The organism is Pseudomonas sp. MCal1 (assembly GCF_026341415.1).
In the GTDB taxonomy this organism is placed as follows: Bacteria; Pseudomonadota; Gammaproteobacteria; order Pseudomonadales; family Pseudomonadaceae; genus Aquipseudomonas.
Window position 1 is genome coordinate 90324 of sequence record NZ_JAKUMP010000011.1, and the last position, 25974, is coordinate 116297.

Sequence of the window (25974 nt, forward strand, 5' to 3'; positions counted from 1 at the left end):
GGCGCTTTACGTTTTACTTAACACACTGGGGTTCATTAGGAGTTTCACGATGGAAATGCTGAAGTTTGGTAAATTTGCTGCGCTGGCTCTGGCCATGGCTGTAGCTGTAGGTTGCTCGTCCAAAGGCGGCGACAACGCCGGTGAAGGCGCTGTTGATCCAAACGCTGGTTACGGCGCAAACACTGGTGCAGTTGACGGTTCCCTGAGCGAAGAAGCTGCTCTGCGCGCAATCACCACCTTCTACTTCGAATACGACAGCTCGGACCTGAAGCCAGAAGCCATGCGCGCTCTGGACGTTCACGCCAAAGACCTGAAAGCAAACGGCGCTCGCGTTGTTCTGGAAGGCAACACCGACGAACGTGGTACTCGTGAGTACAACATGGCACTGGGCGAGCGTCGTGCGAAAGCCGTTCAGCGCTACCTGGTACTGCAAGGTGTTTCCCCAGCTCAGCTGGAACTGGTTTCCTACGGCGAAGAGCGTCCAGTTGCTACCGGCAACGACGAGCAGTCCTGGGCTCAAAACCGTCGCGTCGAACTGCGTAAGTAATTCGATATGCGAACGTGCCGTCGTGCTGTAACTGTTCTGGCTCTCAGCCTCGCGCCGCTTGTGGCGTGGGCTGCGGTTCCTGTGGTCGATGACAACTCCGGTTATAACAATAGCGGGAGCAGTTATCCGCCTGCAGGTTACGGTACGAACGGCGCCTATGCCGGGGGAGCGGCTTCGGCCCCTGCCTCGGCACAAGGCATGCTGTTCAACCAACTGCAACAAATGCAGGATCAACTGTCGCGCCAGCAAGGCGTGATCGAAGAACTGCAGAACCAGGTTTCGCGCATGAAACAGGAATCCCTGGAGCGATACCAGGATCTCGATCGGCGCATAGGGTCCGGCGTTGCACCTGCCGCGAATCCCGAGAATTCTTCTGCCGGTGGCGATGCAAGTGCTGCTGCCGGTGCCGCCGCTGGAGCCGGGGCCGCTGCTGCCGCCCAGGCACCTGCTGCGGGTGGCGAACCGGCTGATCCGGCCAAGGAAAAGCTGTATTACGATGCAGCTTTCGACCTGATCAAGGCCAAGGATTTCGACAAGGCCAGCCAGGCGTTTGCCGCTTTCCTGCGTAAGTACCCGAACAGCCAATACGCGGGCAACGCCCAGTACTGGCTGGGTGAAGTGAACCTGGCCAAGGGGGATCTGCAAGGCGCAGGTCAAGCTTTCGCCAAGGTTTCGCAGCTGTATCCCAAGCACGCCAAAGTGCCGGATTCGCTGTACAAGCTGGCTGACGTAGAACGCCGCCTCGGTCATACCGACAAGGTCAAAGGCATTCTGCAGCAGGTGGTGGCCCAGTATCCGGGCACATCCGCCGCTCAGTTGGCCCAGCGCGACTTGCAACGCATGTAACAGCGTTTGACCCGTTTGGAAGAAACCCGCGCTTGTCGCGGGTTTTTTCGTTAGAATTCACGCCCTTTTATGAAACACGCTTCTGGTGATCTACGCGTTGGCGGGGTTGCCTGAAGTGCCTGACGGAGGCGGACAGCCTGTTTAGCTGTTACGCCCGTGGCGACTATGCAAGACACATTGAGAATCACCGAAGTTTTCTACTCGTTGCAGGGGGAAACGCGGACTGCCGGGCTGCCCACGGTTTTTGTGCGCCTGACCGGTTGCCCATTGCGTTGCCAATACTGCGACAGCGCCTACGCATTCAGCGGTGGCACGATCCGCACCCTCGACGACATCCTCGAGCAAGTGGCCGGCTTTCGCCCGCGCTACGTCTGTGTCACTGGCGGTGAGCCGCTGGCTCAGCCCAACGCCATCCCTTTGCTCAAGCAATTGTCCGATGCCGGCTACGAAGTCTCGCTGGAAACCAGCGGCGCCCTCGACATCTCGGCGGTCGATCCGCGGGTCAGTCGGGTGGTCGACCTGAAGACGCCTGACTCCAAAGAAGCCCATCGCAACCGTTACGAGAACATCGAACTGCTGACGCCCAACGATCAGGTGAAGTTTGTCATCTGCTCGCGGGAGGACTATGACTGGGCGGTATCGAAGCTGATCCAGTACGGTCTCGAGCGACGTGCAGGTGAAGTGCTGTTTTCCCCAAGTCACCACGACCTGAATGCTCGGGATCTGGCGGACTGGGTGGTGGCGGATAACCTGCCAGTGCGCCTGCAACTGCAGCTGCATAAATATCTATGGAATGATGAGCCGGGGCGCTGAGATGACTGAACAACTGAATACTAGCCAAAAACGTGCGGTAATCCTGCTTTCGGGTGGGCTGGACTCGGCCACGGTCGTGGCGATGGCGCGCGCTGAAGGCTACGCCTGCTACACCATGAGTTTCGATTACGGTCAGCGTTCCCACGCTGAACTGCATGCTGCTGCTCGCGTTGCTCGCGATCTGGGTGTGGTCGAGCACAAGGTGATCGGCCTGAACCTGAATGGCATGGGGGGGTCGGCCTTGACCGACACCAGCATCGATATTCCGGAAGAGTTGGGCGAAGGCATTCCGGTGACCTACGTGCCGGCGCGCAACACGGTTTTCCTTTCGCTGGCCTTGGGCTGGGCTGAAGTGCTCGGCGCCAGTGACATCTTTATCGGCGTCAACGCAGTGGATTACTCCGGATACCCGGATTGCCGTCCCGAGTTCATCGAGTCGTTTGAGCGCATGGCCAATCTGGCGACCAAGGCTGGTGTGGAAGGCAATGGTTTCCGCATCCAGGCACCACTGCAGAACCTGAGCAAGGCGCAGATCGTCCAGGCTGGCGTGAAGCTGGGCGTCGATTACGCGCTGACCGTTTCCTGCTATCAGGCCGACGATGACGGCCGCGCTTGTGGCAAATGCGACAGCTGCCGACTGCGTGCAGAAGGCTTCGCGGCGGCCGGAATCAGCGACCCGACACCTTATTTTTGATTTTTTTCAAATTAGGTGTTGAATAGTCCTTAAAAATCAGTATTATACGCGCCACCACACAGCGGGTCGTTAGCTCAGTTGGTAGAGCAGTTGGCTTTTAACCAATTGGTCGTAGGTTCGAATCCCACACGACCCACCATTTTTGCTGTTTTTAAAAGTCTGGAAGGCCCACGAAAGTGAGGATTTCCGGATTTTTTTTTGCCTGCGATTCAGGCATCCGACCCTTCGTTTCTTCCCGCCGTGACGCAGGTCAGAATCATCTTTTGTATCACCGGGATATTCTGTAGCCTTGCGCAGCTCCAACGCTGTCCGTGCCTGATAATACTCACTTTCCCGGCGGTACCCTCAAGCGGTCCGGAGCCGGGTGTATACTCGACTTTCGCGCGAATGCGCCTGCAGGTCTTGCGAACATGACGCAGATTTCCGAACGCCTTCTGGTACAAGCCCACCTCGACGCCAAGCAGCCCAAGCCGCTGACGGCCGAGGAAGAGGCCTATTACCGTTCCGCCATCGCCGCCGAGCTCAAGGCTCAGGACGCGGTGCTGGTTGCCCACTTTTATTGCGATCCGATCATCCAGGCCCTCGCCGAAGAAACCGGCGGTTGCGTTTCTGACTCCCTGGAAATGGCCCGCTTCGGCAACGCCCATCCGGCCAAGACCGTGGTGGTCGCCGGCGTGAAATTCATGGGTGAGACCGCGAAGATTCTCAACCCTGAAAAACGCGTGCTGATGCCGACCCTGGAAGCGACCTGCTCGCTGGATCTGGGTTGCCCGGTGGACGAGTTCTCGGCGTTCTGCGATCAGCATCCGGAACGCACCGTGGTGGTGTATGCCAACACCTCGGCTGCCGTCAAAGCCCGGGCCGATTGGGTAGTGACCTCCAGCTGCGCACTGGAAATCGTCGAAAGCCTGATGGATAACGGCGAAACCATTATCTGGGGCCCGGACAAGCACCTGGGCACCTATATCCAGCGTCAGACCGGCGCCGACATGCTGCTGTGGGACGGTGCCTGCATCGTCCACGAAGAGTTCAAGTCCAAGCAGCTGGAAGACATGAAGGCGCTGTACCCGGACGCTGCCATTCTGGTGCACCCGGAGTCGCCGACCTCGGTGATCGAACTGGCGGACGCCGTCGGCTCCACCAGCCAGCTCATCGCCGCCGCTCAATCGCTGCCGAACAAGACCCTGATCGTCGCCACCGATCGCGGCATCTTCTACAAGATGCAGCAGCTGTGCCCTGACAAGGTCTTCATCGAAGCGCCAACCGCCGGTAACGGCGCAGCGTGCCGCAGTTGCGCACATTGCCCGTGGATGGCCATGAACACCCTTGAGCGCACCCTCAAGTGCCTGAAGGAAGGCTCGAACGAGATCTTCGTCGACCCGGCCCTGATCCCACAGGCGATCCGCCCGCTCAAGCGCATGCTCGATTTCACTCAGGCCGCGCGGATGAAGCTGGCCGGCAACGCCTGACTCTGAGCTGCAAACTAAAACGCCCCGATTGGATCGGGGCGTTTTTGCATCTGGAGGATTATTTGGTCTTTTTCGGGATTCGCACGAGCTGCGTGTCGGAGTAGATGTCATGCCAGGCGCGTTTCTGTTTGTCGAACAGCGACCAGAAGAACCCAAGGCCCAGGCACAGCCACGACGCAATCGATACCATGAACCGCAGCAACGCCTGCCACAGGCTGATCGCAGTGCCATCAGCGTTCTGCACGCGAATGCCCCAGACCTGCATGCCCAGGGTCTGCCCGGCGTGAGTCCAGAACTTGGCGAAGAAGCCGAACAGCACCAGCAGCAGCACTGTGGAGTACAGCGGATCGCCATCCAGCTGCCCGGCGTCAGTCAGAACCCGCAGACGCTCCTCGCCGATGATTGCCGCCTGAATCATCTTGTAGACGCCACCCGTCACGATCAGCAGGGCGGTGCACAATAGAAAGTCATAGAACATCGCTGCCAGACGACGACCCAGGCCGACGGTGGGGAAATCGCCCTGGGGAGTGAGCAGGTGTTTCGACATGGCAGCCTCTGGACGGAAAGTGAAGCGCCATTTTACGGATTTGCGCCCACAAAAAAGCCCCTGATATCAATATCAGGGGCTTTTTCGTAACAGAAAATCAGGCTTCTGCGATAACTTCGTCAGCCTGCATGCCTTTCTGGCCTTGCACTGCAACGAAGGTCACTTTCTGGCCTTCTTTCAGGCTCTTGAAGCCGTTGCCCTGAATGGCACGGAAATGCACGAACAGATCCGGACCGCTTTCTGGAGTGATAAAACCAAAACCTTTCTCGTCGTTAAACCACTTGACGGTACCGCTCTGACGTTGGGACATTTCTTATTTCCTTTGACGCAAAAATTGATGACAGTCTCTTCCTCATGAAAGAGTACTGGGGCTGGTTGCAGGAGAGTAAGAAGACGTCGAACGGGATGTAGCTAACTTGTAGGCTACTGCCCAGGTCACGATTCCAAGCTGACCCATGCAAACACAGTGGACAAACTCTACGCCAACTACGGGAGGAAAAACAAGCCCCGTGAAGACCCCGAGTTTCCTGCGCTTGCCGGCACTTTGGTAGGTCCACTAGACCGGCTTATACGATTAGCTCGTTCAATTGTTTTCGAACGTTATAAACCAAGTTCATATTCGAAACGAAAGTAAACTGAGTGCACTGTTTTATGGCGATTGCGTTACACATTAGTGCACGCATAACGCAATCGCGTTACTTATAGAAACAGTCAATCAACCGCGATAGTAGCGTTGTGGAACAAATGGCATTTTGCTTACAAGCAATGGCACCTTTTTCCCACGAACAATTGCCCAAACTGGCGTATCGAGTGCAACGTAGGCGCTGTCCAGGTAACCCATGGCCAACGGGCCGCCCAAGGTCGGGCCGAAGCCGCCGCTGCACACGCTGCCGACGATCTCGCCCGCTTCGTTGACGATCTCTGCACCTTCACGGACCGGCGTACGCTCTTGCGGCAGCAGGCCGACACGTTTGCGCTGAACACCATTGTGCTGTTGAGCGAAGACTTGCTCCGCGCCGGGGAAACCACCGGCGCGCGCACCGTCGGCACGCCGAGGCTTGGAGATTGCCCACAGCAGGCTGGCTTCGATCGGGGTGGTCTCGGTGTTCATGTCGTGGCCGTACAGGCACAGACCGGCTTCCAGGCGCAGCGAGTCACGGGCGCCGAGGCCGATGGCGGCGACTTCCGGTTCGGCCAGCAGGGCGCGGGCGAGTTTTTCCGCGTCGGCTGCCGGAACCGAGATTTCGAAACCGTCTTCACCGGTGTAGCCCGAACGGCTGACAAAGCAATCCACACCCAGCAGAGTCACGCGGGCGAATTGCATGAAAGTCATTTTCGCCACTTGCGGCGCCAGGCGTGCCAGTACGGTCACGGCGGCCGGGCCTTGCAGGGCGAGCAGGGCGCGTGCTTCGAAGAGCTCGGTAATGGTGCATTGATCGCCGATGTGTTTTTGCAGATGGGCCAGGTCCTGATCCTTGCACGCGGCGTTGACCACCAGGAACAGTTCGTCATTGCCCAGATTGGCAACCATCAGGTCGTCGAGGATGCCGCCGGTTTCGTTGGTGAACATCGCGTAGCGCTGCATGCCCACTGGCAGGTCGATGATGTCCACCGGTACCAGGGTTTCCAGAGCTTTGGCGGCATTGGCGCCGGTCAGGCGGATCTGGCCCATGTGCGAGACATCGAACAGCCCGGCCTGCTCACGGGTGTGCTGGTGTTCTTTCATCACGCCCAGCGGGTATTGCACCGGCATGTCGTAGCCGGCAAACGGCACCATGCGGGCGCCGAGTTCGATGTGCAGAGCGTGCAGCGGGGTTTTCGACAGTTGTTCGGTGGACATGCGTGACTCCTTGATTCACACCAACCCTATCCCGGAGGGAGAGGGAGCTCATTACGACCCTCTCCCGTCGGGAGAGGAAATTTATTCATCCCTTTCCCATCGGGAGAGGGCGTCTGTCAGCACTCGATAATGTTGACCGCCAGACCGCCACGGGCGGTCTCTTTGTATTTGCTTTTCATGTCGGCGCCGGTCTGGCGCATGGTGCGGATGACCTTGTCGAGGGAGACGAAGTGCTGCCCGTCTCCGCGCATGGCCATGCGCACGGCATTGATCGCCTTGACCGAGCCCATGGCGTTGCGCTCGATACACGGCACTTGCACCAGTCCGCCAATCGGGTCGCAGGTCAGGCCGAGGTTGTGTTCCATGCCGATTTCGGCAGCGTTTTCCACTTGCTGCACGCTGCCACCGAGCACTTCGCACAACGCGCCGGCCGCCATCGAACAGGCCACACCGACCTCGCCCTGACAGCCGACTTCGGCGCCGGAAATCGAGGCGTTTTCCTTGTACAGAATGCCGATGGCCGCCGCAGTCAGCAGGAAGCGCACCACGCCGTCATCGTTCGCGCCGGGAATGAAGCGCATGTAGTAATGCAATACGGCGGGAATAATCCCCGCCGCGCCGTTGGTCGGTGCCGTAACCACGCGCCCGCCATTGGCGTTTTCTTCGTTGACGGCGAGGGCGTAGAGGTTGACCCAGTCCAGCACCGACAGCGGGTCGCGCAGCGACGATTCCGGGTTCTTGCACAGTTGCCGGTGCAGCGCCGCCGCCCTTCGCTTGACCTTCAGGCCGCCTGGCAAGATGCCTTCGTTGCGACAGCCGGCAGCCACGCAGTCCTGCATCACTTGCCAGATCTTCAGCAGACCGGCGCGGGTTTCCGCTTCCGGGCGCCAGGCGCTTTCGTTGGTCAGCATCACCTGGCTGATCGACAGGCCGTAGGTGGTGCAGTGACCGAGCAAGTCCTTGGCACTTTTGAACGGGAAGGTCAGCGGGGTGGCGTCCTCGACGATGCGGTCGGCACCGGCCGCATCTTCGTCGACCACAAAACCACCGCCGACCGAGTAGTACTCGCGGCTGCGGATCTGCAATCCCGCCGCATCGAAGGCACGGAAAATCATGCCGTTGGGGTGATAGGCCAACGGTTTGCGGATCATTGCCAGGTGTTCTTTCTCGTTGAACGCAATGCTGTGTTCGCCGAGCAGATTCAAACGCCCGCTGCCACGAATCTGCGTGAGACGTGCGGCGACGGTTTCAGTATCCACGGTGTCCGGGTGTTCACCTTCCAGGCCCAGCAGCACGGCCTTGTCGCTGCCGTGACCCTTGCCGGTGGCGCCGAGGGATCCATACAACTCGACCCTGACGCTGGTAGTGGCCGACAACAGGTTTTCCCGACGCAGGCCTTCGACGAAACGCGCAGCTGCGCGCATCGGGCCGACGGTGTGGGAGCTGGAGGGGCCGATGCCAATCTTGAACAGGTCGAACACGCTTAACGACATGGTTGTTCTCCGGTTTCTTGTTATAGGCACATCAGGCACGCATGAAAGGGGCGGGCGAACCCGCCCCCTCACAGGTCAAGCGTAGCTTTCGATCGACGGGCAGGCGCAGACCAGGTTGCGGTCGCCGAACACGTTGTCGACGCGACCGACCGGCGGCCAGTACTTGCCTTCGATCAACGACGCCACCGGGTACACTGCTTGTTCGCGGCTGTACGGATGAGTCCACTCGCCGACCAGCTCGGCAGCCGTGTGCGGAGCGTTCTTCAGCGGGTTGTCGTCCTTGTCCAGGGTGCCGTTTTCCACTGCGCGTATTTCTTCGCGGATGCGGATCATGGCGTCGCAGAAGCGGTCCAGTTCTTCCTTGGATTCGCTTTCGGTCGGCTCGATCATCAGCGTGCCGGCCACCGGGAACGACATGGTCGGGGCGTGGAAGCCGAAGTCGATCAGGCGCTTGGCGACGTCATCGACGCTGATGCCGCTGCTGTCTTTCAATGGACGCAGATCCAGGATGCACTCGTGCGCCACCAGACCGTTGCTGCCGGTGTACAGCACCGGGTAGTGCTCTTCCAGGCGACGGGAAATGTAGTTGGCATTGAGGATCGCCAGTTGCGAAGCGCGCTTGAGACCTGCGCCACCCATCATGCGAATGTACATCCAGGTGATCGGCAGAATGCTCGCGCTGCCGAACGGTGCTGCGCAGACCGCGCCTTCCTTGCGTTCCATGTGGCCGTGGCCCGGCAGGAACGGAGTCAGGTGCGATTTCACGCCGATCGGGCCGACGCCCGGACCGCCACCGCCGTGCGGGATGCAGAAGGTTTTGTGCAGGTTCAGGTGCGAGACGTCGCCGCCGAACTTGCCCGGTGCGCAGAGGCCGACCATCGCGTTCATGTTGGCGCCGTCGATGTACACCTGGCCGCCGTTGTCATGAATGATGCCGCAGATTTCGCGGATGCCTTCTTCGAATACGCCGTGAGTCGACGGGTAAGTGATCATCAGCGCGGCGAGGTGTTCGCGGTGCTCGATGGCCTTGGCGCGCAGGTCTTCGATGTCCACGTTGCCACGGGCGTCGCAGGCGGTCACGACCACGCGCATGCCGGCCATGTTCGCGGTCGCCGGGTTGGTGCCGTGAGCGGACGACGGGATCAGGCAGATGTCGCGACGGTCTTCGCCACGGCTCTGGTGGTAGGCGCGGATTGCCAGCAGACCTGCGTACTCACCCTGGGAACCGGCGTTCGGTTGCAGGGAGATCGAGTCGTAACCGGTGGCGGCGCAGAGCATCGCTTCCAGTTCGTCGGTCAGTTGCTGGTAACCGGCGCTTTGCTCGGCCGGGGCGAACGGGTGCAGGGCGCCGAACTCGGCCCAGGTCACCGGAATCATTTCGCTGGCGGCGTTGAGTTTCATGGTGCAGGAGCCCAGCGGGATCATGGTGCGATCGAGGGCCAGGTCCTTGTCCGCCAGCTTGCGCAGGTAGCGCATCAGCTCGGTTTCCGAGTGATAACGGTTGAACACAGGGTGGCTGAGGATCGGTGACTGGCGAACCAGCGCGGCAGGAATGGTGCTTTGCGCGGCAGCGGCCAGAGCAGCGAAGTCCGGCAGGGTCTTGCCGTCGGCGAACAGGCCCCACAGGGTTTCGATATCAGCCTGGGTGGTGGTTTCGTCGACCGACAGGCCAAGACGCTGGGCATCGATCACGCGCAGGTTGATCTGTTGAGCGCGAGCCTTGTCGTGCAACGCAGCAGTTTGCGCGCCGGTGGCCAGGGTCAGTGTGTCGAAGAAGCTGACTTGCTCGACGGTCACGCCCAGGGCGCTCAGGCCCTTGGCCAGGATCGCGGTCAGGTGATGCACGCGGTTGGCGATCTGGGTCAGGCCTTTCGGGCCGTGGTACACGGCGTACATGCTGGCGATGTTGGCCAGCAGCACTTGTGCGGTGCAGATGTTCGACGTGGCCTTCTCGCGGCGGATATGTTGCTCGCGGGTCTGCATCGCCAGACGCAGGGCCGGCTTGCCGAAGCGGTCAACCGAGACACCGACCAGACGGCCCGGCATGTCGCGCTTGAACGCATCCTTGGTGGAGAAGTAAGCAGCGTGCGGGCCGCCGAAGCCCAGCGGTACGCCGAAGCGTTGGGCGCTGCCGATGGCCACGTCCGCGCCGAATTCGCCCGGTGGAGTCAGCAGGGTCAGGGCCAGCAGGTCGGCAGCCACGGCCACCAGTGCGTTGGCGGCATGGAAGCGTTCGGTCAGTTCGCGGTAGTCGAACACATCACCGTTGCTGGCCGGGTATTGCAGCAGCGCGCCGAAGAAAGGCGTCACGTCGGTCAGTTCACGCTCATCGCCCACGACCACGTCGATGCCCAGTGGCTCGGCACGGGTGCGCAGCACGTCGAGGGTTTGCGGGTGGCTGTGGACCGAGGCGAAGAACTGGTGGCTGCCCTTGTTCTTGCTCAGGCGTTTGCAGAAGGTCATGGCTTCGGCAGCGGCGGTGGCTTCGTCGAGCAGGGAAGCGTTGGCGATCGGCAGACCGGTCAGGTCGCTGATCAGGGTCTGGAAGTTCAGCAGCGCTTCGAGACGGCCCTGGGAAATTTCTGGCTGATACGGGGTGTAAGCGGTGTACCAGGCCGGGTTTTCCAGCAGGTTGCGCAGGATCGGCGACGGCGTGTGGCAGTTGTAGTAGCCCTGACCGATGTAGGTCTTGAACAACTGGTTCTTGCCGGCGATGCCTTTGATCATTGCCAGGGCGTCGGCTTCGCTCAGGCCGTCGTCGAGGCCGAGCACGCTGGTGCCCTTGATGCTTTCCGGGATGACGCTGGCGCTCAGGGCTTCGAGCGAGTCGAAGCCGAGGCTGTTGAGCATGGCTTGCTCGTCACCGGCGCGCGGGCCGATGTGACGGGTGATGAATTCGTTGGCGGTGCCGAGATTAACTTGGGTCATGTCAGGTTCCTCAGGCTTCGGCTTGGGCTTTGATCAGGCGGTCGTAGGCGTCTTGATCCAGCAGCTTGGCGACGGCCGATGCGTCGGCCGGCTTGAAACGGAAGAACCAGCCTTCGCCCAGCGGATCTTCGTTGACCAGTTCAGGGCTGTCTTCCAGGGCCGGGTTGGTGGCCAGGACTTCGCCGTCCAGTGGCATGTAAACGCCGCTGGCGGCTTTTACCGATTCCACGGTGGCGGCTTCGGCGCCTTTCTCGTACGCCTGCAATTCAGGCAGTTGCACGAACACCACGTCGCCCAAGGCGTTCTGCGCGAAAGCGGTGATGCCAACAGTGACAGAGCCATCGGCTTCGGCGCGCAGCCATTCGTGATCTTCAGTAAAACGCAACTCGCTCATGGAATCTCCTAGGGGCCAGACTCGTCTGGTGGACGCGGTGGAATACTCGGGCGGCAATGCCCTGATTTTATGAGCGGTTACTTAGCAAGAACGCGGCCAACGTAAAAATATCGTTATAAATCAATGAGTTGATATTTTGCCGAGAGGCTTTGAGGGTGGGGCTTGTAGCGAAATCGCTACAGCTCGGGGCGAAGAAAAAAGCTGAAGCGGATCAAAGCCTTGCACGGCGGTGATCGGAGAAGGGTGTAGCGATATCGTTCCGCTGTAGCGCTTTCAGTACAGATGGAGGTCGCTTTTGGGCTGGGACCCTCAACTGGATGGAGAGCCGGCTGGATGGAAAACCCCGTGGGAGCGAGCTTGCTCGCGATGAGGGCGTGTCAGTCGACAGCTTTTTGGATGTCGCACCGCCATCGCGAGCAAGCTCGCTCCCACAGGGGATTTGCGGTCAGATCAGGGTTTGTTGGGAATGCCGTATTTGCGCAATCGGTGGGCGATCGCGGTGTGCGAGGTCTGCAGGCGGCTGGCCAGTTGGCGGGTCGAGGGGTAGCTGACGTAGAGCTTTTCCAGCAAGGATTTCTCGAAAGCTTCCACGGCTTCTTCCAGGCTGTCGACGTCGGTGTCGGTCTGACGCGCCACGGAGGTGCCGGCGATGTCGAGGTCGCCGATGTCCACCAGGCTGCTTTCGCAGATCGCGGCGGCGCGGAAGATCACGTTCTGCAATTGCCGCACGTTGCCCGGCCAGCGATTGCCGAGCAGCGCCGGGTAAGTGCCCGGGGCGAGGCGGCAGACCGGGCGCTGGATCTGCGCGCAGGCCTGCTGCATGAAATAGCGCGCCAGCAGGAGAATGTCCTGGCCGCGTTCGCGCAGCGGCGGCACTTCGACGTTGAGCACGTTGAGGCGGTAGAAAAGGTCTTCGCGGAACAGGCCTTCGCTGACCATTTTTTCCAGGTCGCGATGGGTCGCGCTGAGAATCCGCACGTTGACCTTTACTTCGCGATCACCGCCGACCCGGCGGAAGCTGCCGTCATTGAGGAAGCGCAGCAGCTTGGCCTGCAAGTACGGCGACATCTCGCCGATCTCATCGAGGAATACCGTGCCCTGGTTGGCCAGTTCCATCAGCCCCGGTTTACCGCCGCGTTGTGCACCAGTGAAGGCACCGGGGGCGTAGCCGAACAGTTCGCTCTCGGCGAGGTTCTCCGGCAGGGCCGCGCAGTTCAGCGCCAGAAACGGTGCGTTGTGCCGGGCGCTGATGGCGTGACAGGCGCGGGCCACCAGTTCCTTGCCGGTACCGGTTTCGCCCTGGATCAGCAGCGGTGCATCGAGGGCCGCGACGCGTTGCGCGCGGGCCTTGAGGGTACGGATCGGCGGCGATTCGCCAAGCAGCGCATCGAAACCTTCGGCATGGTCGTGGTGCAGCGCCGAGAGTTGTTCGCCGATGCGGTTCGGCTGATACAGGGTAAGCAGGGCGCCGGCGTCGGTGATCGGTGTGGCGTCCAGCAACAGGGTCTGGCCGTTGACGGTGATCTCCCGCAGCGGCAGGCGGAAGCCCTGCTCCAGCAACGTTTCCAGCAGGAGCGGATCATTGAACAGTTCCGAAACGCTTTCGCCTGCCGGCTCGCGGCCGTACAAGGCGATCAGCGCCGGGTTGGCCAGCAGCACCTTGCCGGCGCTGTCCAGTGCCAGTACCGGGTCGGTCATTGCCGCGAGCAAGGCGTCGAGCTGCAAGTGCCGGCGCTGGCCGGGGAGAATGTCGACCACGGTCACTGCTTCTACGCCACGCACGCGAAACAGCGCATCTTTCAGTTCTTCGAGCACTTGCGGGCTCAAGGTCGGGGCGTCGATGTAGACGTTGGGCGGGATCATCTCCACCGCATCCAGATTGAGATTGCGTCCGCCGAGGATCGCCAGGACTTCCTGGGTGATGCCGACGCGGTCGATGAAGCTGACGTGGATACGCATGGGGTGGTTCTGGGTTCTGGAGTGCGGAGGGTGGCAAGTATGCCTTGGGGCGGGGAAATGGTGAAACCGGGCGCGTTCTTCCGCTGGCTACATACCCTTGTGGGAGCGAGCTTGCTCGCGAATGCGGTGTATCAGCAATGAAGATATGGACTGACAGAGCGCTTTCGCAAGCAAGCTCGCCCACAGGGGGTATGGGGTGAGTTCGAGTTACTCGAAATGCTCGAGATTGACCGGATCCCCGGATTGCATGTTCAACTGCTTGCGGATGTCTTCAAACATCAGGTCGTAATGCTTGTGCACCGAGCCGAGCTGGCTGTGGCTTTTGGGGATGCCGTATTTTTCGGCGATCTGCGTCACGTTGCGAGCGAAGTTGTAGGCTTCCTCCTTGGGCAGAAAGAACGGTTCGTTGACCTCTTTGCCCTGCATGCTGCCGTGAAGGGTGAACTGTATCCCTTTGCCTTTCTGAGGGTCGGTGAACACTTCATAGTCGAGGTGCACGTTGTAATTGACGTCATCGTCAGTCAACGCATGCCGCTCAATATGCAAATGACCGGGTTCGAACTGGGCCATGGTTTTCTCCTTTCAAGGCATGGGAGAAGGGCAGACCTGAGGTCTGCCCCCGGAGTTTCTTTTTATCGATAGGTGATGCCCGGCGCTGCCGTGCTGACCCGCGTACCGGCGGTGCCCTGGACGATGGCTTCGATGTCCGAGAGCGAACCGATCACCGCGACCTTGCCAGTATGGCGCGCAAATTCGCAAGCTGTCTGCACCTTCGGCCCCATGGAACCGGCGGCGAAACCCAGGCGGTCGAGTTCGTCCGGATGGGCCTGGGCGATGGCTTTCTCGGTCGGTTTCTTGAAGTCGACGTACGCCGCGTTGACGTCGGTGGCGATCACCAGCAAGTCCGCCTCCAATTGTTCGGCCAGCAGCGCCGAGCACAGGTCCTTGTCGATCACCGCTTCGATGCCTTGCAGCTTGCCATGAGCGCCATACATGGTCGGAATGCCGCCACCGCCGGCGCAGATCACGATGCTGCCCCTGTCCAGCAGCCATTTGATCGGGCGGATCTCGAAGATGCGCTTGGGTTTCGGGCTGGCCACCACGCGACGGTATTTGTCACCGTCGGCCTTGACCACCCAACCTTTCTCTTTGGCCAGGCGCTCGGCTTCTTCTTTGGCGTAGACCGGGCCGATGAATTTGGTCGGGTCTTTGAAGGCCGGATCTTTGGGATCGACTTCGACCTGGGTGAGCAGGGTGGCGAACGGCACTTCGAAGTCCAGCAGATTGCCCAGTTCCTGTTCGATGATGTAACCGATCATGCCTTCGGTTTCGGCACCGAGCACGTCCAGAGGGTAGGCTTCATCGGGTTTATAGGAGAGGCCCTGCAGCGACAGCAGGCCGACTTGCGGGCCATTGCCGTGGGCGATGACCAGTTGATTGCCGGAGTGAATCTTGGCGATTTGCTCGGTGGCGATGCGGATGTTGGCGCGCTGGTTGTCAGCGGTCATCGGCTCACCACGGCGGAGCAGGGCGTTACCGCCCAGAGCTACGACGATACGCATGGTGCATGTCCTTTTCGTGTTGATCGCTGATCGTTCCCACGCTCCCGCGTGGGAATGCATCCCGTGACGCTCTGCGTCACAGCGGACGCGGAGCGTCCGGGGGCGGCGTTACCACGCGGAGCGTGGGAACGATCAGTGCCAAAGCCGGGTTACAGATCAGCCAGAGTCGACACCAGAATCGCCTTGATGGTGTGCATGCGGTTTTCCGCTTGCTCGAAGGCGATGCAGGCAGGCGACTCGAACACGTCGTCGGTCACTTCGATGCCGTTGGCCAGGTGCGGATACTGCTCGGCGATCTGTTTGCCGACCTTGGTATCGCTGTTGTGGAACGCCGGCAGGCAGTGCATGAACTTGGTGCGCGGGTTGCCGGTGGCTTTCATCAGCTCGGCGTTGACCTGATACGGCAGCAGTTGCTTGATCCGCTCGGCCCAGGCTTCAACCGGCTCGCCCATCGATACCCAGACGTCGGTGTGGATGAAATCCACGCCCTTGACCGCCGCTTTCGGGTCTTCGGTCAGGGTGATGCGAGCGCCGCTTTCCTCTGCGTATTGCTTGCAGCGATCGACCAGGTCATCGTGCGGCCACAGGGCTTTCGGCGCGCAGATGCGCACGTCCATACCCAGTTTGGAGCCGACCAGCAGCAGCGAGTTGCCCATGTTGTTGCGCGCGTCGCCCAGGTAGGCATAGCTGATTTCGTGGATCGGCTTGTCGGCGTGCTCACGCATGGTCAGCACGTCGGCGATCATCTGGGTCGGGTGATATTCATCGGTCAGGCCGTTGAACACCGGCACGCCAGCGAACTTGGCCAGTTCTTCGACGATTTCCTGCTTGAAGCCACGGTACTCGATGGCGTCGTACATGCGACCCAGCACGCGGGCTGTGTCCTTCATGCTTTCCTTGTGGCCGATCTGCGAAGAGTTCGGATCGATGTAGGTGACGTTGGCGCCCTGGTCATAGGCGGCGACTTCGAACGCGCAGCGGGTGCGGGTCGAGGTTTTTTCGAAGATCAGGGCAATGTTGTTGCCCTTGAGGTGTTGCTGCTCGGTGCCGGTGTACTTGGCGCGCTTGAGGTCGCGGGACAGGTCGAGCAGGTAGCGCAGCTCACGTGGGGTGTGGTGTTCCAGGCTGAGCAGGTTACGGTTGTGAATGTTGAACGCCATGATGATTCTCCTTGGATTCGGTAATCGGCCCGGCCGCGACAGGGGCAGTGCGGCCGGGGAGATGGTCGTTTAGTAGTCGATTGGGTCGCGCACGATCGGGCAGGTCATGCAGTGGCCGCCGCCACGGCCACGGCCCAGTTCGCCGGCGCTGATGGTGATGACCTCGACCCCGGCCTTGCGCAGCAGGGTGTTGGTGTAGGTGTTGCGGTCGTAGCCGATAACGACCCCGGGCTCCAGAGCCACCACGTTGTTGCCGTCATCCCATTGCTCGCGCTCGGCGGCGAAGCTGTTGCCGCCGGTTTCCACGACGCGCAGATTCGGCAGGTTCAGCGAGTTGGCCACGACTTCGAGGAACGTTTTGTTCTCCCGTCGTACGTCCAGACCGTAAGGTTTGCTTTCGTCAGGACGGATGATGAACGGCACGATTTCCTTGACCACTTCCGGGAAGACCGTCACCAGGTCGCGGTCGCAGAAGCTGAACACGGTATCCAGGTGCATTGCCGCGCGGGATTTCGGCAGGCCGGCGACCACGACTTTGTCGGCCGCGCCTTTGGCGAACAGCGATTGGGCCAGTTGACCGATGGCCTGGCGCGAGGAGCGCTCGCCCATGCCGATCAACACCACGCCGTTGCCGATCGGCATCACGTCGCCGCCCTCGAGAGTGGCTTTGCCGTGGTCCTTGTCCGGATCGCCGTACCAGACTTCGAAGTCGGCACCGGTGAAGTCGGGGTGAAACTTGTAGATGGCGGTGGTCAACAGGGTTTCCTGGCGACGGGCCGGCCAGTACATCGGGTTGAGCGTCACGCCGCCGTAGATCCAGCAAGTGGTGTCGCGGGTGAACTGGGTGTTGGGCAGCGGGTCGAGCAGGAAGCTGGAATGGCCCAGGTAGTCGCGATACATCTTGATCACGCTGGCGCCTTCGCTGTCCGGCAGATCCTCGCCGGCCACGCCACCAATCAGGAACTCGGCGAGCTTGCGTGGCTCCAGGCCTTCGAGCCAGCTGCGCACTTCGTTGGTCAGGCCGACGCCGACGGTGTCGGGGGTGATCTTGCGATCCAGAATCCATTTCAGCGCTTCGGGGTTGCCGACGATGTCGGTCAGCAGGTTGTGCATTTCCAGCACTTCGATCCCGCGCTCGCGCATTTTGGTGACGAAGTCGAAGTGGTCGCGCTTGGCCTGATTGACCCAGATGACGTCGTCGAACAGCAGTTCGTCGCAGTTGCTCGGGGTCAGCCGCTGATGGGCCAGACCTGGGGAGCAAACCATGACTTTGCGCAGTTTGCCGGCTTCGGAATGGACGCCGTACTTAACTTTTTCCGTGGTCATTTCAGTGATCCTCCAGAGAGAAAACGTTGGGCAATTACAGAGTCAGGAAGCCGTCGTACAGTCCGTAGGCGGCCACGAGGGCACCCACGACCACTGCGGCGAAAATCAGCTTCTCGACGTTGGTGAAAACCGGTTGATTGAGTTCGAGCTTGGCCTTGGCGAACAGGATCGCGCCCGGGGCATAGAGCAGGGCCGACAGCAGCAGGTACTTCACGCCGCCGGCGTAGAGCAGCCAGATCGCGTAGATCAGGGCGATGGCGCCGATGATCAGATCCTTGCGCCGTTCGGCCGCGAAGCCTTCGTAGCTTTCGCCGCGCACCGCCAGTAGCAGGGCGTAGGCCGCCGACCACAGGTACGGCACCAGAATCATCGAAGTGGCGAGGTAGATCAGCGACAGGTAAGTGCTGGCCGAGAACAGGGTGATGATCAGGAACAGCTGCACCATCGCGTTGGTCAGCCACAGGGCGTTGACCGGCACTTGGTTGGCGTTCTCCTTGCGCAGGAACTCCGGCATGGTGTGGTCCTTGGCGGCGGCGAACATGATCTCCGCACACAACAGCACCCACGACAGCAACGCTCCCAGCAGCGAGATGACCAGACCGACGCTGATCAGCACCGCGCCCCAGTGACCGACCACATGTTCCAGCACGGCGGCCATCGACGGGTTCTGCAGTTTGGCCAGTTCCGGCTGAGTCATGATGCCCAGCGACAGCACGTTCACCAGCACCAGGAACAGCAACACGGTGATGAAGCCGAGCACGGTCGCCTTGCCGACATCCGAACGTTTTTCCGCCCGGGCCGAGAAGATGCTCGCGCCTTCGATGCCGATGAACACCCACACGGTGACCAGCATCATGTTGCGCACCTGGTTCATCACGCTGCCCAGGTCCGGGTTCTTCGCACCCCAGATGTCGGCGGTGAAGATGTCCAGTTTGAAGGCGAAAAGCGCGATCAAGACGAACAGCAGCAGCGGCACGACCTTGGCGACAGTGGTCACGAGGTTGATGAACGCCGCTTCCTTGATCCCGCGCAGCACCAGAAAGTGCACGGCCCATAGCAGGACAGAGGCGCCGATCACGGCGGCAACAGTGTTGCCTTCCCCGAAAATCGGAAAAAAATAACCGAGGGTACTGAACAGCAGAACGAAATAACCGACGTTACCCAGCCAGGCACTGATCCAGTAGCCCCAGGCCGAAGAGAAACCCATGTAGTCGCCGAAACCGGCCTTGGCGTAGGCGTAGACACCGCCATCAAGGTCAGGCTTTCGGTTGGCGAGGGTCTGGAAGACAAAAGCGAGGGTGAGCATGCCGACGGCAGTGATGGCCCAGCCAATCAATACCGCGCCGACGTCGGCGCTGGCGGCCATGTTTTGTGGCAAAGAGAATATCCCGCCACCGATCATTGAACCGACTACCAATGCAACCAGTGCACCTAGTCGTAGTTTTCCGGGAGCTTCAGACATTGCATGACTCCATTGCAGGAGAGAAGAGTTCACAGCGTAGTTCTGTTGGCTTTTCAAACAGCTGACTTAGATCAGTGCATAGTCACATTCCATTGTTAATGAATGACTTATGAAACGTCTGGAGGCATAAGGCTATTTTCTGGAAGGCCCGTCCTAGAGGCCTTTGTCCGAAGTGGTTAAGAATGGATCCTATTACTTTCGAATTATCACGCTAGTTCCTTTTCAGGTTTTGGCAAATTTTTCATCGCTGTTTTCAGTACAGAATTGATTTATCAGGATTCGCGCACAAAACTAACTGAACGTGCTATGCGTTAGTGCCGATGGCTATATATAACGGGTGTTGATTGGCGTTATTCAATAAACGTCATTACGCTTTATCCATTTAGTTAAAAGCCGGTTGCATAACGGTTTCGCGGCAGTTGCCGCTCTGGAACTTGGAGACGCTGGAATGTCGCAACCGACGCAAAAGCTGCGCCTTGGCGCACTGATCGCCCTGGTGGTGGGGTCGATGATTGGCGGGGGGATTTTCTCTCTGCCGCAGAACATGGCGGCCCGGGCCGATGCCGGGGCCATCCTGATCGGCTGGGGGATCACGGCGATCGGCATGCTCACCCTGGCCTTCGTGTTCCAGACCCTGGCCAACCGCAAACCGGAACTGGACTCCGGCGTCTATGCCTACGCCAAGGCCGGGTTCGGCGATTACATGGGCTTTTCTTCGGCGTGGGGTTACTGGATCAGCGCCTGGCTGGGCAACGTCGGGTATTTCGTGTTGCTGTTCAGCACCCTCGGCTACTTCTTTCCGGTGTTCGGCCAGGGCAACACGCCAATCGCCATCGGTTGTGCCTCGGTGTTGCTGTGGGCCGTGCACTTTCTGGTGATGCGCGGGATCAAGGAAGCAGCGCTGATCAATCAGTTGACCACCGTGGCCAAGATCATTCCGTTGATCATGTTTGTGATCATCGCCGCCGTGGCGTTCAAGGCCGACGTTTTTACCCGCGATATCTGGGGCCGCAGCAATCCGAATTTCGGCGGCGTGATGGATCAGGTGCGCAACATGATGCTGGTCACCGTGTTTGTATTTATCGGTATCGAAGGCGCGAGCGTTTACTCGGCGCGGGCGGAGAAACGCACGGACGTCGGCCGCGCCACGGTGATCGGTTTCCTCGGTGTGCTGGCGCTGCTGGTGCTGGTCAATGTGTTGTCGCTGGGGATCATGAGTCAGCCGGAACTGGCGATCTTGCAGAACCCGTCGCTGGCCGCCGTGCTGGAACACATCGTCGGACCATGGGGCGCGTTGCTGATCAGCGTGGGCCTGGCCATTTCGTTGCTCGGTGCGTTGTTGTCGTGGGCGCTGTTGTGCGCGGAGATCCTGTTCGCCACCGCCAGGGACAATACGATGCCGGCGTTCCTGAAAAAGGAAAACGCCAACCATGTGCCGGTCAACGCGTTGTGGCTGACCAACGTGATGATCCAGATTTTCCTGCTGATCACGCTGTTTTCCGCCGGCACTTACACCAGCCTGATCTACCTCGCCTCGTCGATGATTCTGGTGCCGTATCTGTGGTCGGCGGCCTACGCCGTGTTGCTCAGCGGACGGGGTGAAACCTATGAACATGCCTCCGCCGAACGCACCAAGGATCTGCTGATCGGCGGCATCGCGCTGTGTTACGCGGTGTGGCTGTTGTATGCCGGCGGGGTGAAATACCTGCTGCTGTCGGCGCTGCTGTATGCGCCGGGGGTGATCCTGTTCGCCAAGGCCAAACATGAGCAGGGCGAGCCACTGTTCACCACGCTCGAGAAAGGGATTTTCACCTGCGTCATCGCCGGGGCCGGGCTTGCGGCCTACGGGTTGTACAGCGGCGTGTTGTCACTGTGAGATTGCGACTGCGGCGGGATGCGGCGCAGGGGTTGTGGACAGCCTTGCGTCGTGCGGATTGATACCCGCACTCCTTCAAAACCATTGCGCTGGATGTGAGCCCAACTCGGTTGCCGGCAAAGCCCACTGCAACGGCGTTCCAGCAATACGAAGCGGCACTTGCAGCCGATGCGCCGGCCCCCACGGCGTCTGTTCCGTTTGCAAACTCTGATCCTTTGCATCCTCCGGACGCAGCACTTCGTCCGTCCCCGGCCCATGCTCGATCAACAGCTTCGCCGTCCGCGCCAGCGACAACCGCCCCGAGCCACCCCGACCACTGCGTAACCGTTCAGCCAGCAACCGAATCACACTCGCCGCCATCAGATACCCCGTCGCATGATCCAGCGCCTGTACCGGCAGCGGTGTCGGTTTGTCTGCCTGCTTCCAGCGCTGCCCGGCCTCGGCGATGCCGCTGCTCATCTGCACCAGACTGTCGAAACCCCGACGGTTCTGCCACGGGCCGCTCCAGCCGTAGGCATTGAGGCAGACATCGATCAGACCCGGTGCCAGTTGCCGGCGACGTTCGACGCCGAAGCCAAGATGTTCAAGAGCGTCGGCGCGATAGCCGTGCAACAGGATGTCAGCGTCCTGGAGTAACCCTTCAAACACCGCACGATCCGCCGGTTGATGGAGATCCAGCCGCGCACAACGTTTGCCGAGGGTCATTTCCGGCACCACGCCGGGTTCGTTCCAGGTCGGCGGGTCGATGCGCAACACATTGGCGCCGAGCCCTGCAAGAAAACGGCTGGCAGTCGGCCCGGCGAGTACGCGAGTCAGATCGAGCACCTTGAGCCCGGCCAATGGTTGCGCCACCGAGCCTTGCCAGGGTTGATGACTTTCGTCTTTCCCGTCACTGAAATGCACCAAGGGTTCGGCATTCACCGCCAACCCCTGCGAATGTTTTTGCCACTGCGCCCAACTGCGCATTTCGGCAGCACAACCCTTGGCATCGACCACCGCTAGCTCCAGATCGGCACTGGCCCATTGCGCGACTTTCGCCGCCATCGCCGCCCGGTCGGCGCAAGCGCCGAGCACGCTTTCAGCGGCGGCGCGGTGATGCGGGGCGTTGGTGTGCAGGCGGATCCAGCCGTCGTTGGTCGCGTAGTCGCCGGCCACCGGATCCCACAGGGGCGGCACTGCCCAGCCGATCGGTCGCAGCGAGGTGGCGAACCAGAACGACGCAAGACGTCGGTCGACTTCTACAGTGGGCAAGTCGCCGGTCTGCTGCTGAAGGAGTTCGGCAACCGCTTGCCCGGCAGCGGCAATGCTGGCGCAGGCAAGGTCGGTGACGGCGAACACCGAGGGCAGGGCGCCCTCGGCGGTAAATGCAATCGGCGTGGGGGACAAGCCGAGTGCGGCTTGAATGGACGTGAGCAGATCGGTCATCGAAGGCCCTCCTGAACGAGAGGGCAGAATAGTGCAAAACACTATCGACCTCGATGAAACACTCTGTCCCCTGTGGGAGTCAGGGCGAGCGATTACACGCGGAACTGATCCATCAATTTCATCTGCTGGCTGGCCAGGGCGTTGAGCTGGCTGCTGATCGCCGCCGATTCGGTGGCCTGTTCGGTCAGGGTTTCGGTGACGGTACGGATCGCCGAGACGTTGCGGTTGACCTCTTCGGCCACGGCGCTCTGCTGTTCGGCGGCGCTGGCGATTTGCAGGTTCATGTCGCTGATCACAGTGACTGCATCGCTGATCTTGCCGAGGGCGTCCACGGCCTGGCGGATCTGCCCGGCGTTGTTGTGGGCCTGGGTCTGGCTCGAGTGCATGGTCGCGACCACTCCACGGGTGCCGGTCTGGATGCGTTCGATCACCACGCGGATTTCTTCCACCGAATCCTGGGTGCGTTTGGCCAGGTTACGGACTTCGTCCGCCACCACCGCGAAACCACGACCGCTTTCACCGGCACGGGCCGCTTCGATCGCGGCGTTCAGCGCCAGCAGGTTGGTCTGTTCGGCGATGCTGCGGATCACTTCCAGCACCGAACCGATCTGCTCGCTGTTGACCGCCAGCTCTTCGACCTCGGTTACCGCTTTGCTGACTTCGTCGGCCAGTTGATTGATGTCACGGGTGCTGCGCTCGATGATCGACATCCCGTCCTTGGCCGACTGGTCGGCGCCTTTCGCCGCGTTGGCGGCATTCGAAGCGCTGTTGGCGACATCGTGGGCGGTGGCGCTCATTTCGTTGGATGCGGTCGCCACCTGATCGATCTCGCGGAACTGCACCTGCATGCCTTCGCTGGTCTGGCGGGCGATCTCCGACGATTGATCGGCGGTGCCACGGGCTTCGGTGATGCTCTGTTTGATTTGGGCGATGGTCGGTTGCAGCTTGTCGAGGAAGCGGTTGAACCAGTTCACCAGTTCGCCCAGTTCATCCTTCTTGGTGTAGTTCAGGCGCTGGGTCAGGTCGCCTTCGCCGCTGGCGATGTTTTTCAGCATTTCGGCGACGCTGTTGATCGGACGGGTCACGCCCGAGGCGGTGAGCCAGATCAGTACCAGGCCGATCAGACCGGCGATCACGGCCACCGTCAGCGCGGTCATCAGGCCGGTTTGCTGAGCGTCGTCGAGCACCGCTTGCAGTTTGACCGAGTCGGCCAGCAGCACTTGTTTCGGCAAGTCGATGACCACGCCCCAGGCGCGGGAATTGCCGATCGGATCGACCGGGTAAACGGCGCGGATCAGATCGCCCTGTTCCAGAATCTTCGGCGTGCCGGCGCTCAGCAGTTGCAGGATGTCCTTGCCTTCGGTGCCGAGGGTTTCGGCGATGCCTTTGCCGACCTTGGTCGCGTCGGTGCTGTAGGCGCCCAACACGCCGCTGCCGGAGACAATCAGCATGTGCCCGGCACCGTTGAACAGTTCGCGCTGGGAACCCACGGCCGCCGCTTGCAGTGCATCAAGGGCGATGTCGACGCCGACCACGCCGATAGCCTTGCCATCCACCAGCAGCGGCACGGCAATGGTGGTCATGAGCATTTCCTTGCCGCCCACGGTGTCGGCGTAAGGGTCGAGCAGGCAGGTGCGCTTGTTGTCGCGAGGGCAGGTGTACCAGCTGTTGTAAGGCGTGCCGCTGACACTGAGGGTGGTCTTGTTCATGTCCTCTTCGACCATGATCGTGTTCAGCGCAGAACCGGCGGCGCGGCTCCAGTAGGTGGCGAAGCGCCCGGCTTCGTTGGACTGGCGCGCGGCGTCATTGACGAACTCGCTGTCCTTGCCGTCGAGGCCATTGGGTTCGAAGGCCAGCCAGATGCCGAGCACCTTGCTGTTGCGCTCGAACGCGGTTTTCAGGCTCAGGTTCAACTCTTCACGCAGGGCGCCGGCGTCCAGCGAACGCTTGGCGGCCATGACGCGCATGTCCTTGATCTGGTCGGCCAGCGCGGTAATCACCAGCAGGCTTTCGCCGAAGGTTTTCTGTACCTGCACCGCCTGTTCGGCCGCCTTGGCCTGCAGCAGGTTCTGCACGCTGGCGGTGAGCATCTTGCTGCTCGACTGGCTGACCAGTTCGTCGTTCTGGTTGGTCTGGTAGATATTGATGCCGACGATCAGCGCAACCACACCGAGCAGGCACAGGCCGGACAGCAGGACGATTTTCAGGCGTATGGACAGAGAGTCGAACATGGGACGTTCTCGCGAATGAATGAACTGTTGGCTGCGGGGCAGGGAGGAGCCCGGATCGCCAAATCCATTCAGCGCCATTCAATGCTCATCGGCGCGAGGCGAGAGTGCATGAGCGACATGCCGACGAACGGTCATGACTAAACGTTTGCGTGGGTAAAAGCCCTGAAAACAAGGGAAAAATCAGGAAATCTTCGGCAGCGTTTCCGGTCGCGACCAGATCCACAGGTTGCCCATCGTCATCCCTGCAATCGCCAGATAAATCGGCCAGCCGTGATCGAGCATCACCAGCATCAGGGTCGCGCACAGCAGCATGCTGACGGTGGCGCTGACCTTGGCCTTGCGGGCGATGATCTTGCCGTTGCGCCAGTTGCTCAGGATCGGCCCGAACAGCCGATGGTTTTCCAGCCAGGCACTCAGGCGCGGCGAGCTGCGGGTCGCGGCCCAGGCGGCGAGCAGGATGAACTCGGTGGTCGGCAGGCCGGGCACGACGATGGCGATCAGGCCGATACCGAGGCTGACATAGGCGAGCAGGCCAAACAGCAGGCGGGCGAGTCGGGAGGAGGCGGGTTGGGGCATGGGCTCGGGGGGAATGCGTGAGGCGAAATGGCAATCTTACAGACTTGTGCAGTTCCCTGTGGGAGCGAGCTTGCTCCGGGCGGCGCTCCGACGAAAGCGGTACGTCAGTCAACGATGATGTTGAATCTGACGGCCTCTTCGCGAGCAAGCTCGCTCCCACAATGGGCGGTCGGTGTCGCTTTAGGCCGGTTCGGCTTCTGTGGCGTAAGCCTGTTCCAGCAACACCGTGAAGCGGTTGAACGCATCGATCGCGCCTTGCTCCATTTCAGCTTCTTCTTCAGCGCTGAGTTGCAGCGAATCGAGGGTGCGCACGAAGCGCTTCCAGCCTTCGGCGCGACCACCTTCAGGCTCGCCCAGGTGACGGGCGCCGAAGGTTTCACTCAGGTCCAGGGCAACGGCGCGCTTGATCAGAAACGCAGCGCCGAGCTTGGAGCCTTCAGACACGAAGATCCAACCCAGGGCGCGGGCCTTGCTCGGGTTTTTCAGCGCACCGGCGACGGGTACGGGCACTTCGGTGTCGAGGTCCGCGAGGTCTGCCCTGGCCGCTTCGGCGCGGCAGCGGGCCGGCAGGTCAGGGACGATGGCGGTCAGTTCGGCATCGTTGTACAGCGACACCAGTTCCGACTGGAACAGGTACTGCGCGACCACGAAGCGGGCGAAGTTGGCGCGGTTCTCGAACGGCGCGTGGGCCTTGACCAGTGCATCGAGCTTGCTGTGCGGCTCGTGGGTGATCTGGTTCAAGCGTTGCGAACGCAGGGCTTTTTCCTGGGTGCTCATGAGATGTCCTTGAAAAGAAGAGGCGCTTGATAACGAGACGTACGGGCAA

22 protein-coding genes, 1 tRNA gene and 1 pseudogene are annotated in these 25974 nt (G+C 60.8%); 7 read left to right on the plus strand and 17 right to left on the minus strand.

What is annotated here, in order from left to right; genetic code table 11:
• Positions 1-49 precede the first annotated feature (49 nt).
• The 6 genes from pal (at position 50) to nadA (ending at position 4369) form a co-directional block, all read left to right on the plus strand.
• The gene (pal, locus tag MKZ87_RS19060; RefSeq protein ID WP_003178634.1) at positions 50-547 is read left to right on the plus strand and encodes a peptidoglycan-associated lipoprotein Pal; all 498 of its coding nucleotides are present in this window, start codon (positions 50-52) and stop codon (positions 545-547) included.
• Between the two features lie 6 nt (positions 548-553).
• Positions 554-1393, plus strand: coding sequence for a tol-pal system protein YbgF (gene ybgF / locus MKZ87_RS19065; protein ID WP_266201689.1), 840 nt, complete (start codon positions 554-556; stop codon positions 1391-1393).
• Between the two features lie 165 nt (positions 1394-1558).
• The gene (gene queE, locus MKZ87_RS19070; protein ID WP_085701651.1) at positions 1559-2206 is read left to right on the plus strand and encodes a 7-carboxy-7-deazaguanine synthase QueE; all 648 of its coding nucleotides are present in this window, start codon (positions 1559-1561) and stop codon (positions 2204-2206) included.
• Position 2207: 1 nt separating this feature from the next.
• The gene (gene queC, locus MKZ87_RS19075) at positions 2208-2900 is read left to right on the plus strand and encodes a 7-cyano-7-deazaguanine synthase QueC (RefSeq protein WP_085701650.1); all 693 of its coding nucleotides are present in this window, start codon (positions 2208-2210) and stop codon (positions 2898-2900) included.
• A gap of 63 nt (positions 2901-2963) precedes the next feature.
• A tRNA-Lys gene (locus MKZ87_RS19080) sits at positions 2964-3039 on the plus strand.
• Between the two features lie 271 nt (positions 3040-3310).
• Positions 3311-4369 (plus strand): quinolinate synthase NadA, encoded by a 1059-nt coding sequence (gene nadA, locus MKZ87_RS19085; RefSeq protein WP_039766022.1) that lies wholly within the window; start codon positions 3311-3313, stop codon positions 4367-4369.
• A 58-nt stretch (positions 4370-4427) separates the two neighbouring features.
• Here nadA and MKZ87_RS19090 read toward each other — a convergent pair whose 3' ends face one another.
• The 12 genes from MKZ87_RS19090 to arcD (MKZ87_RS19145) form a co-directional block, all read right to left on the minus strand.
• Positions 4428-4916 (minus strand): RDD family protein, encoded by a 489-nt coding sequence (locus tag MKZ87_RS19090; protein ID WP_085697167.1) that lies wholly within the window; start codon positions 4914-4916, stop codon positions 4428-4430.
• A 97-nt stretch (positions 4917-5013) separates the two neighbouring features.
• Complete coding sequence (locus MKZ87_RS19095) at positions 5014-5226, minus strand: cold-shock protein (RefSeq protein ID WP_011335634.1); 213 nt, start codon at positions 5224-5226, stop codon at positions 5014-5016.
• 405 nt (positions 5227-5631) lie between these two features.
• Positions 5632-6756, minus strand: coding sequence for a glycine cleavage system aminomethyltransferase GcvT (gene gcvT, locus MKZ87_RS19100; protein ID WP_085697166.1), 1125 nt, complete (start codon positions 6754-6756; stop codon positions 5632-5634).
• A gap of 116 nt (positions 6757-6872) precedes the next feature.
• On the minus strand, positions 6873-8249 hold the full coding sequence (locus MKZ87_RS19105) for an L-serine ammonia-lyase (protein ID WP_266201697.1): 1377 nt from the start codon (positions 8247-8249) through the stop codon (positions 6873-6875).
• Positions 8250-8324: 75 nt separating this feature from the next.
• Positions 8325-11177 carry an aminomethyl-transferring glycine dehydrogenase gene (gene gcvP, locus MKZ87_RS19110; protein ID WP_266201698.1) on the minus strand — a complete coding sequence of 951 codons (2853 nt, stop codon included), beginning with the start codon at positions 11175-11177 and terminating at the stop codon, positions 8325-8327.
• Positions 11178-11187: 10 nt separating this feature from the next.
• Positions 11188-11571, minus strand: a complete 384-nt coding sequence (gene gcvH / locus MKZ87_RS19115; RefSeq protein WP_007951190.1) for a glycine cleavage system protein GcvH — start codon at positions 11569-11571, stop codon at positions 11188-11190.
• Positions 11572-12021: 450 nt separating this feature from the next.
• Positions 12022-13530: a sigma-54-dependent transcriptional regulator gene (locus tag MKZ87_RS19120; protein ID WP_266201699.1), complete on the minus strand. Its 1509-nt coding sequence runs from the start codon at positions 13528-13530 to the stop codon at positions 12022-12024.
• 207 nt (positions 13531-13737) lie between these two features.
• Positions 13738-14100, minus strand: coding sequence for a DUF5064 family protein (locus MKZ87_RS19125; RefSeq protein ID WP_085697162.1), 363 nt, complete (start codon positions 14098-14100; stop codon positions 13738-13740).
• A gap of 62 nt (positions 14101-14162) precedes the next feature.
• Positions 14163-15092, minus strand: coding sequence for a carbamate kinase (gene arcC / locus MKZ87_RS19130; protein ID WP_266201700.1), 930 nt, complete (start codon positions 15090-15092; stop codon positions 14163-14165).
• 149 nt (positions 15093-15241) lie between these two features.
• Positions 15242-16252 (minus strand): ornithine carbamoyltransferase, encoded by a 1011-nt coding sequence (locus tag MKZ87_RS19135; RefSeq protein WP_085697160.1) that lies wholly within the window; start codon positions 16250-16252, stop codon positions 15242-15244.
• A 69-nt stretch (positions 16253-16321) separates the two neighbouring features.
• Positions 16322-17578 carry an arginine deiminase gene (arcA, locus tag MKZ87_RS19140; protein WP_085697159.1) on the minus strand — a complete coding sequence of 419 codons (1257 nt, stop codon included), beginning with the start codon at positions 17576-17578 and terminating at the stop codon, positions 16322-16324.
• A gap of 34 nt (positions 17579-17612) precedes the next feature.
• Entirely contained in the window at positions 17613-19040 is a 1428-nt protein-coding gene (arcD, locus tag MKZ87_RS19145) for an arginine-ornithine antiporter (protein WP_085697158.1), read from the minus strand.
• A 448-nt stretch (positions 19041-19488) separates the two neighbouring features.
• Here arcD (MKZ87_RS19145) and arcD (MKZ87_RS19150) point away from each other — a divergent pair, with 448 nt between their 5' ends.
• On the plus strand, positions 19489-20916 hold the full coding sequence (gene arcD, locus MKZ87_RS19150) for an arginine-ornithine antiporter (RefSeq protein ID WP_085701644.1): 1428 nt from the start codon (positions 19489-19491) through the stop codon (positions 20914-20916).
• Positions 20917-20991: 75 nt separating this feature from the next.
• On the opposite strand, the gene MKZ87_RS19155 is transcribed toward arcD (MKZ87_RS19150), so the two are convergent.
• From MKZ87_RS19155 to MKZ87_RS19170, 5 genes and pseudogenes are all read right to left on the minus strand, one after another.
• A complete protein-coding gene (locus tag MKZ87_RS19155) occupies positions 20992-22341 on the minus strand; it encodes a CoA transferase (RefSeq protein ID WP_085701643.1) in 1350 nt (449 codons plus the stop codon).
• Between the two features lie 92 nt (positions 22342-22433).
• Positions 22434-23189, minus strand: coding sequence for a methyl-accepting chemotaxis protein (locus tag MKZ87_RS29085; protein WP_371320921.1), 756 nt, complete (start codon positions 23187-23189; stop codon positions 22434-22436).
• Between the two features lie 102 nt (positions 23190-23291).
• A pseudogene (locus MKZ87_RS29090) lies at positions 23292-24650 on the minus strand (HAMP domain-containing protein); the annotation flags it as partial.
• A 102-nt stretch (positions 24651-24752) separates the two neighbouring features.
• On the minus strand, positions 24753-25148 hold the full coding sequence (locus MKZ87_RS19165) for a YbaN family protein (RefSeq protein WP_085697155.1): 396 nt from the start codon (positions 25146-25148) through the stop codon (positions 24753-24755).
• Positions 25149-25328: 180 nt separating this feature from the next.
• Complete coding sequence (locus tag MKZ87_RS19170) at positions 25329-25925, minus strand: biliverdin-producing heme oxygenase (protein ID WP_085701642.1); 597 nt, start codon at positions 25923-25925, stop codon at positions 25329-25331.
• Positions 25926-25974: the final 49 nt, after the last annotated feature.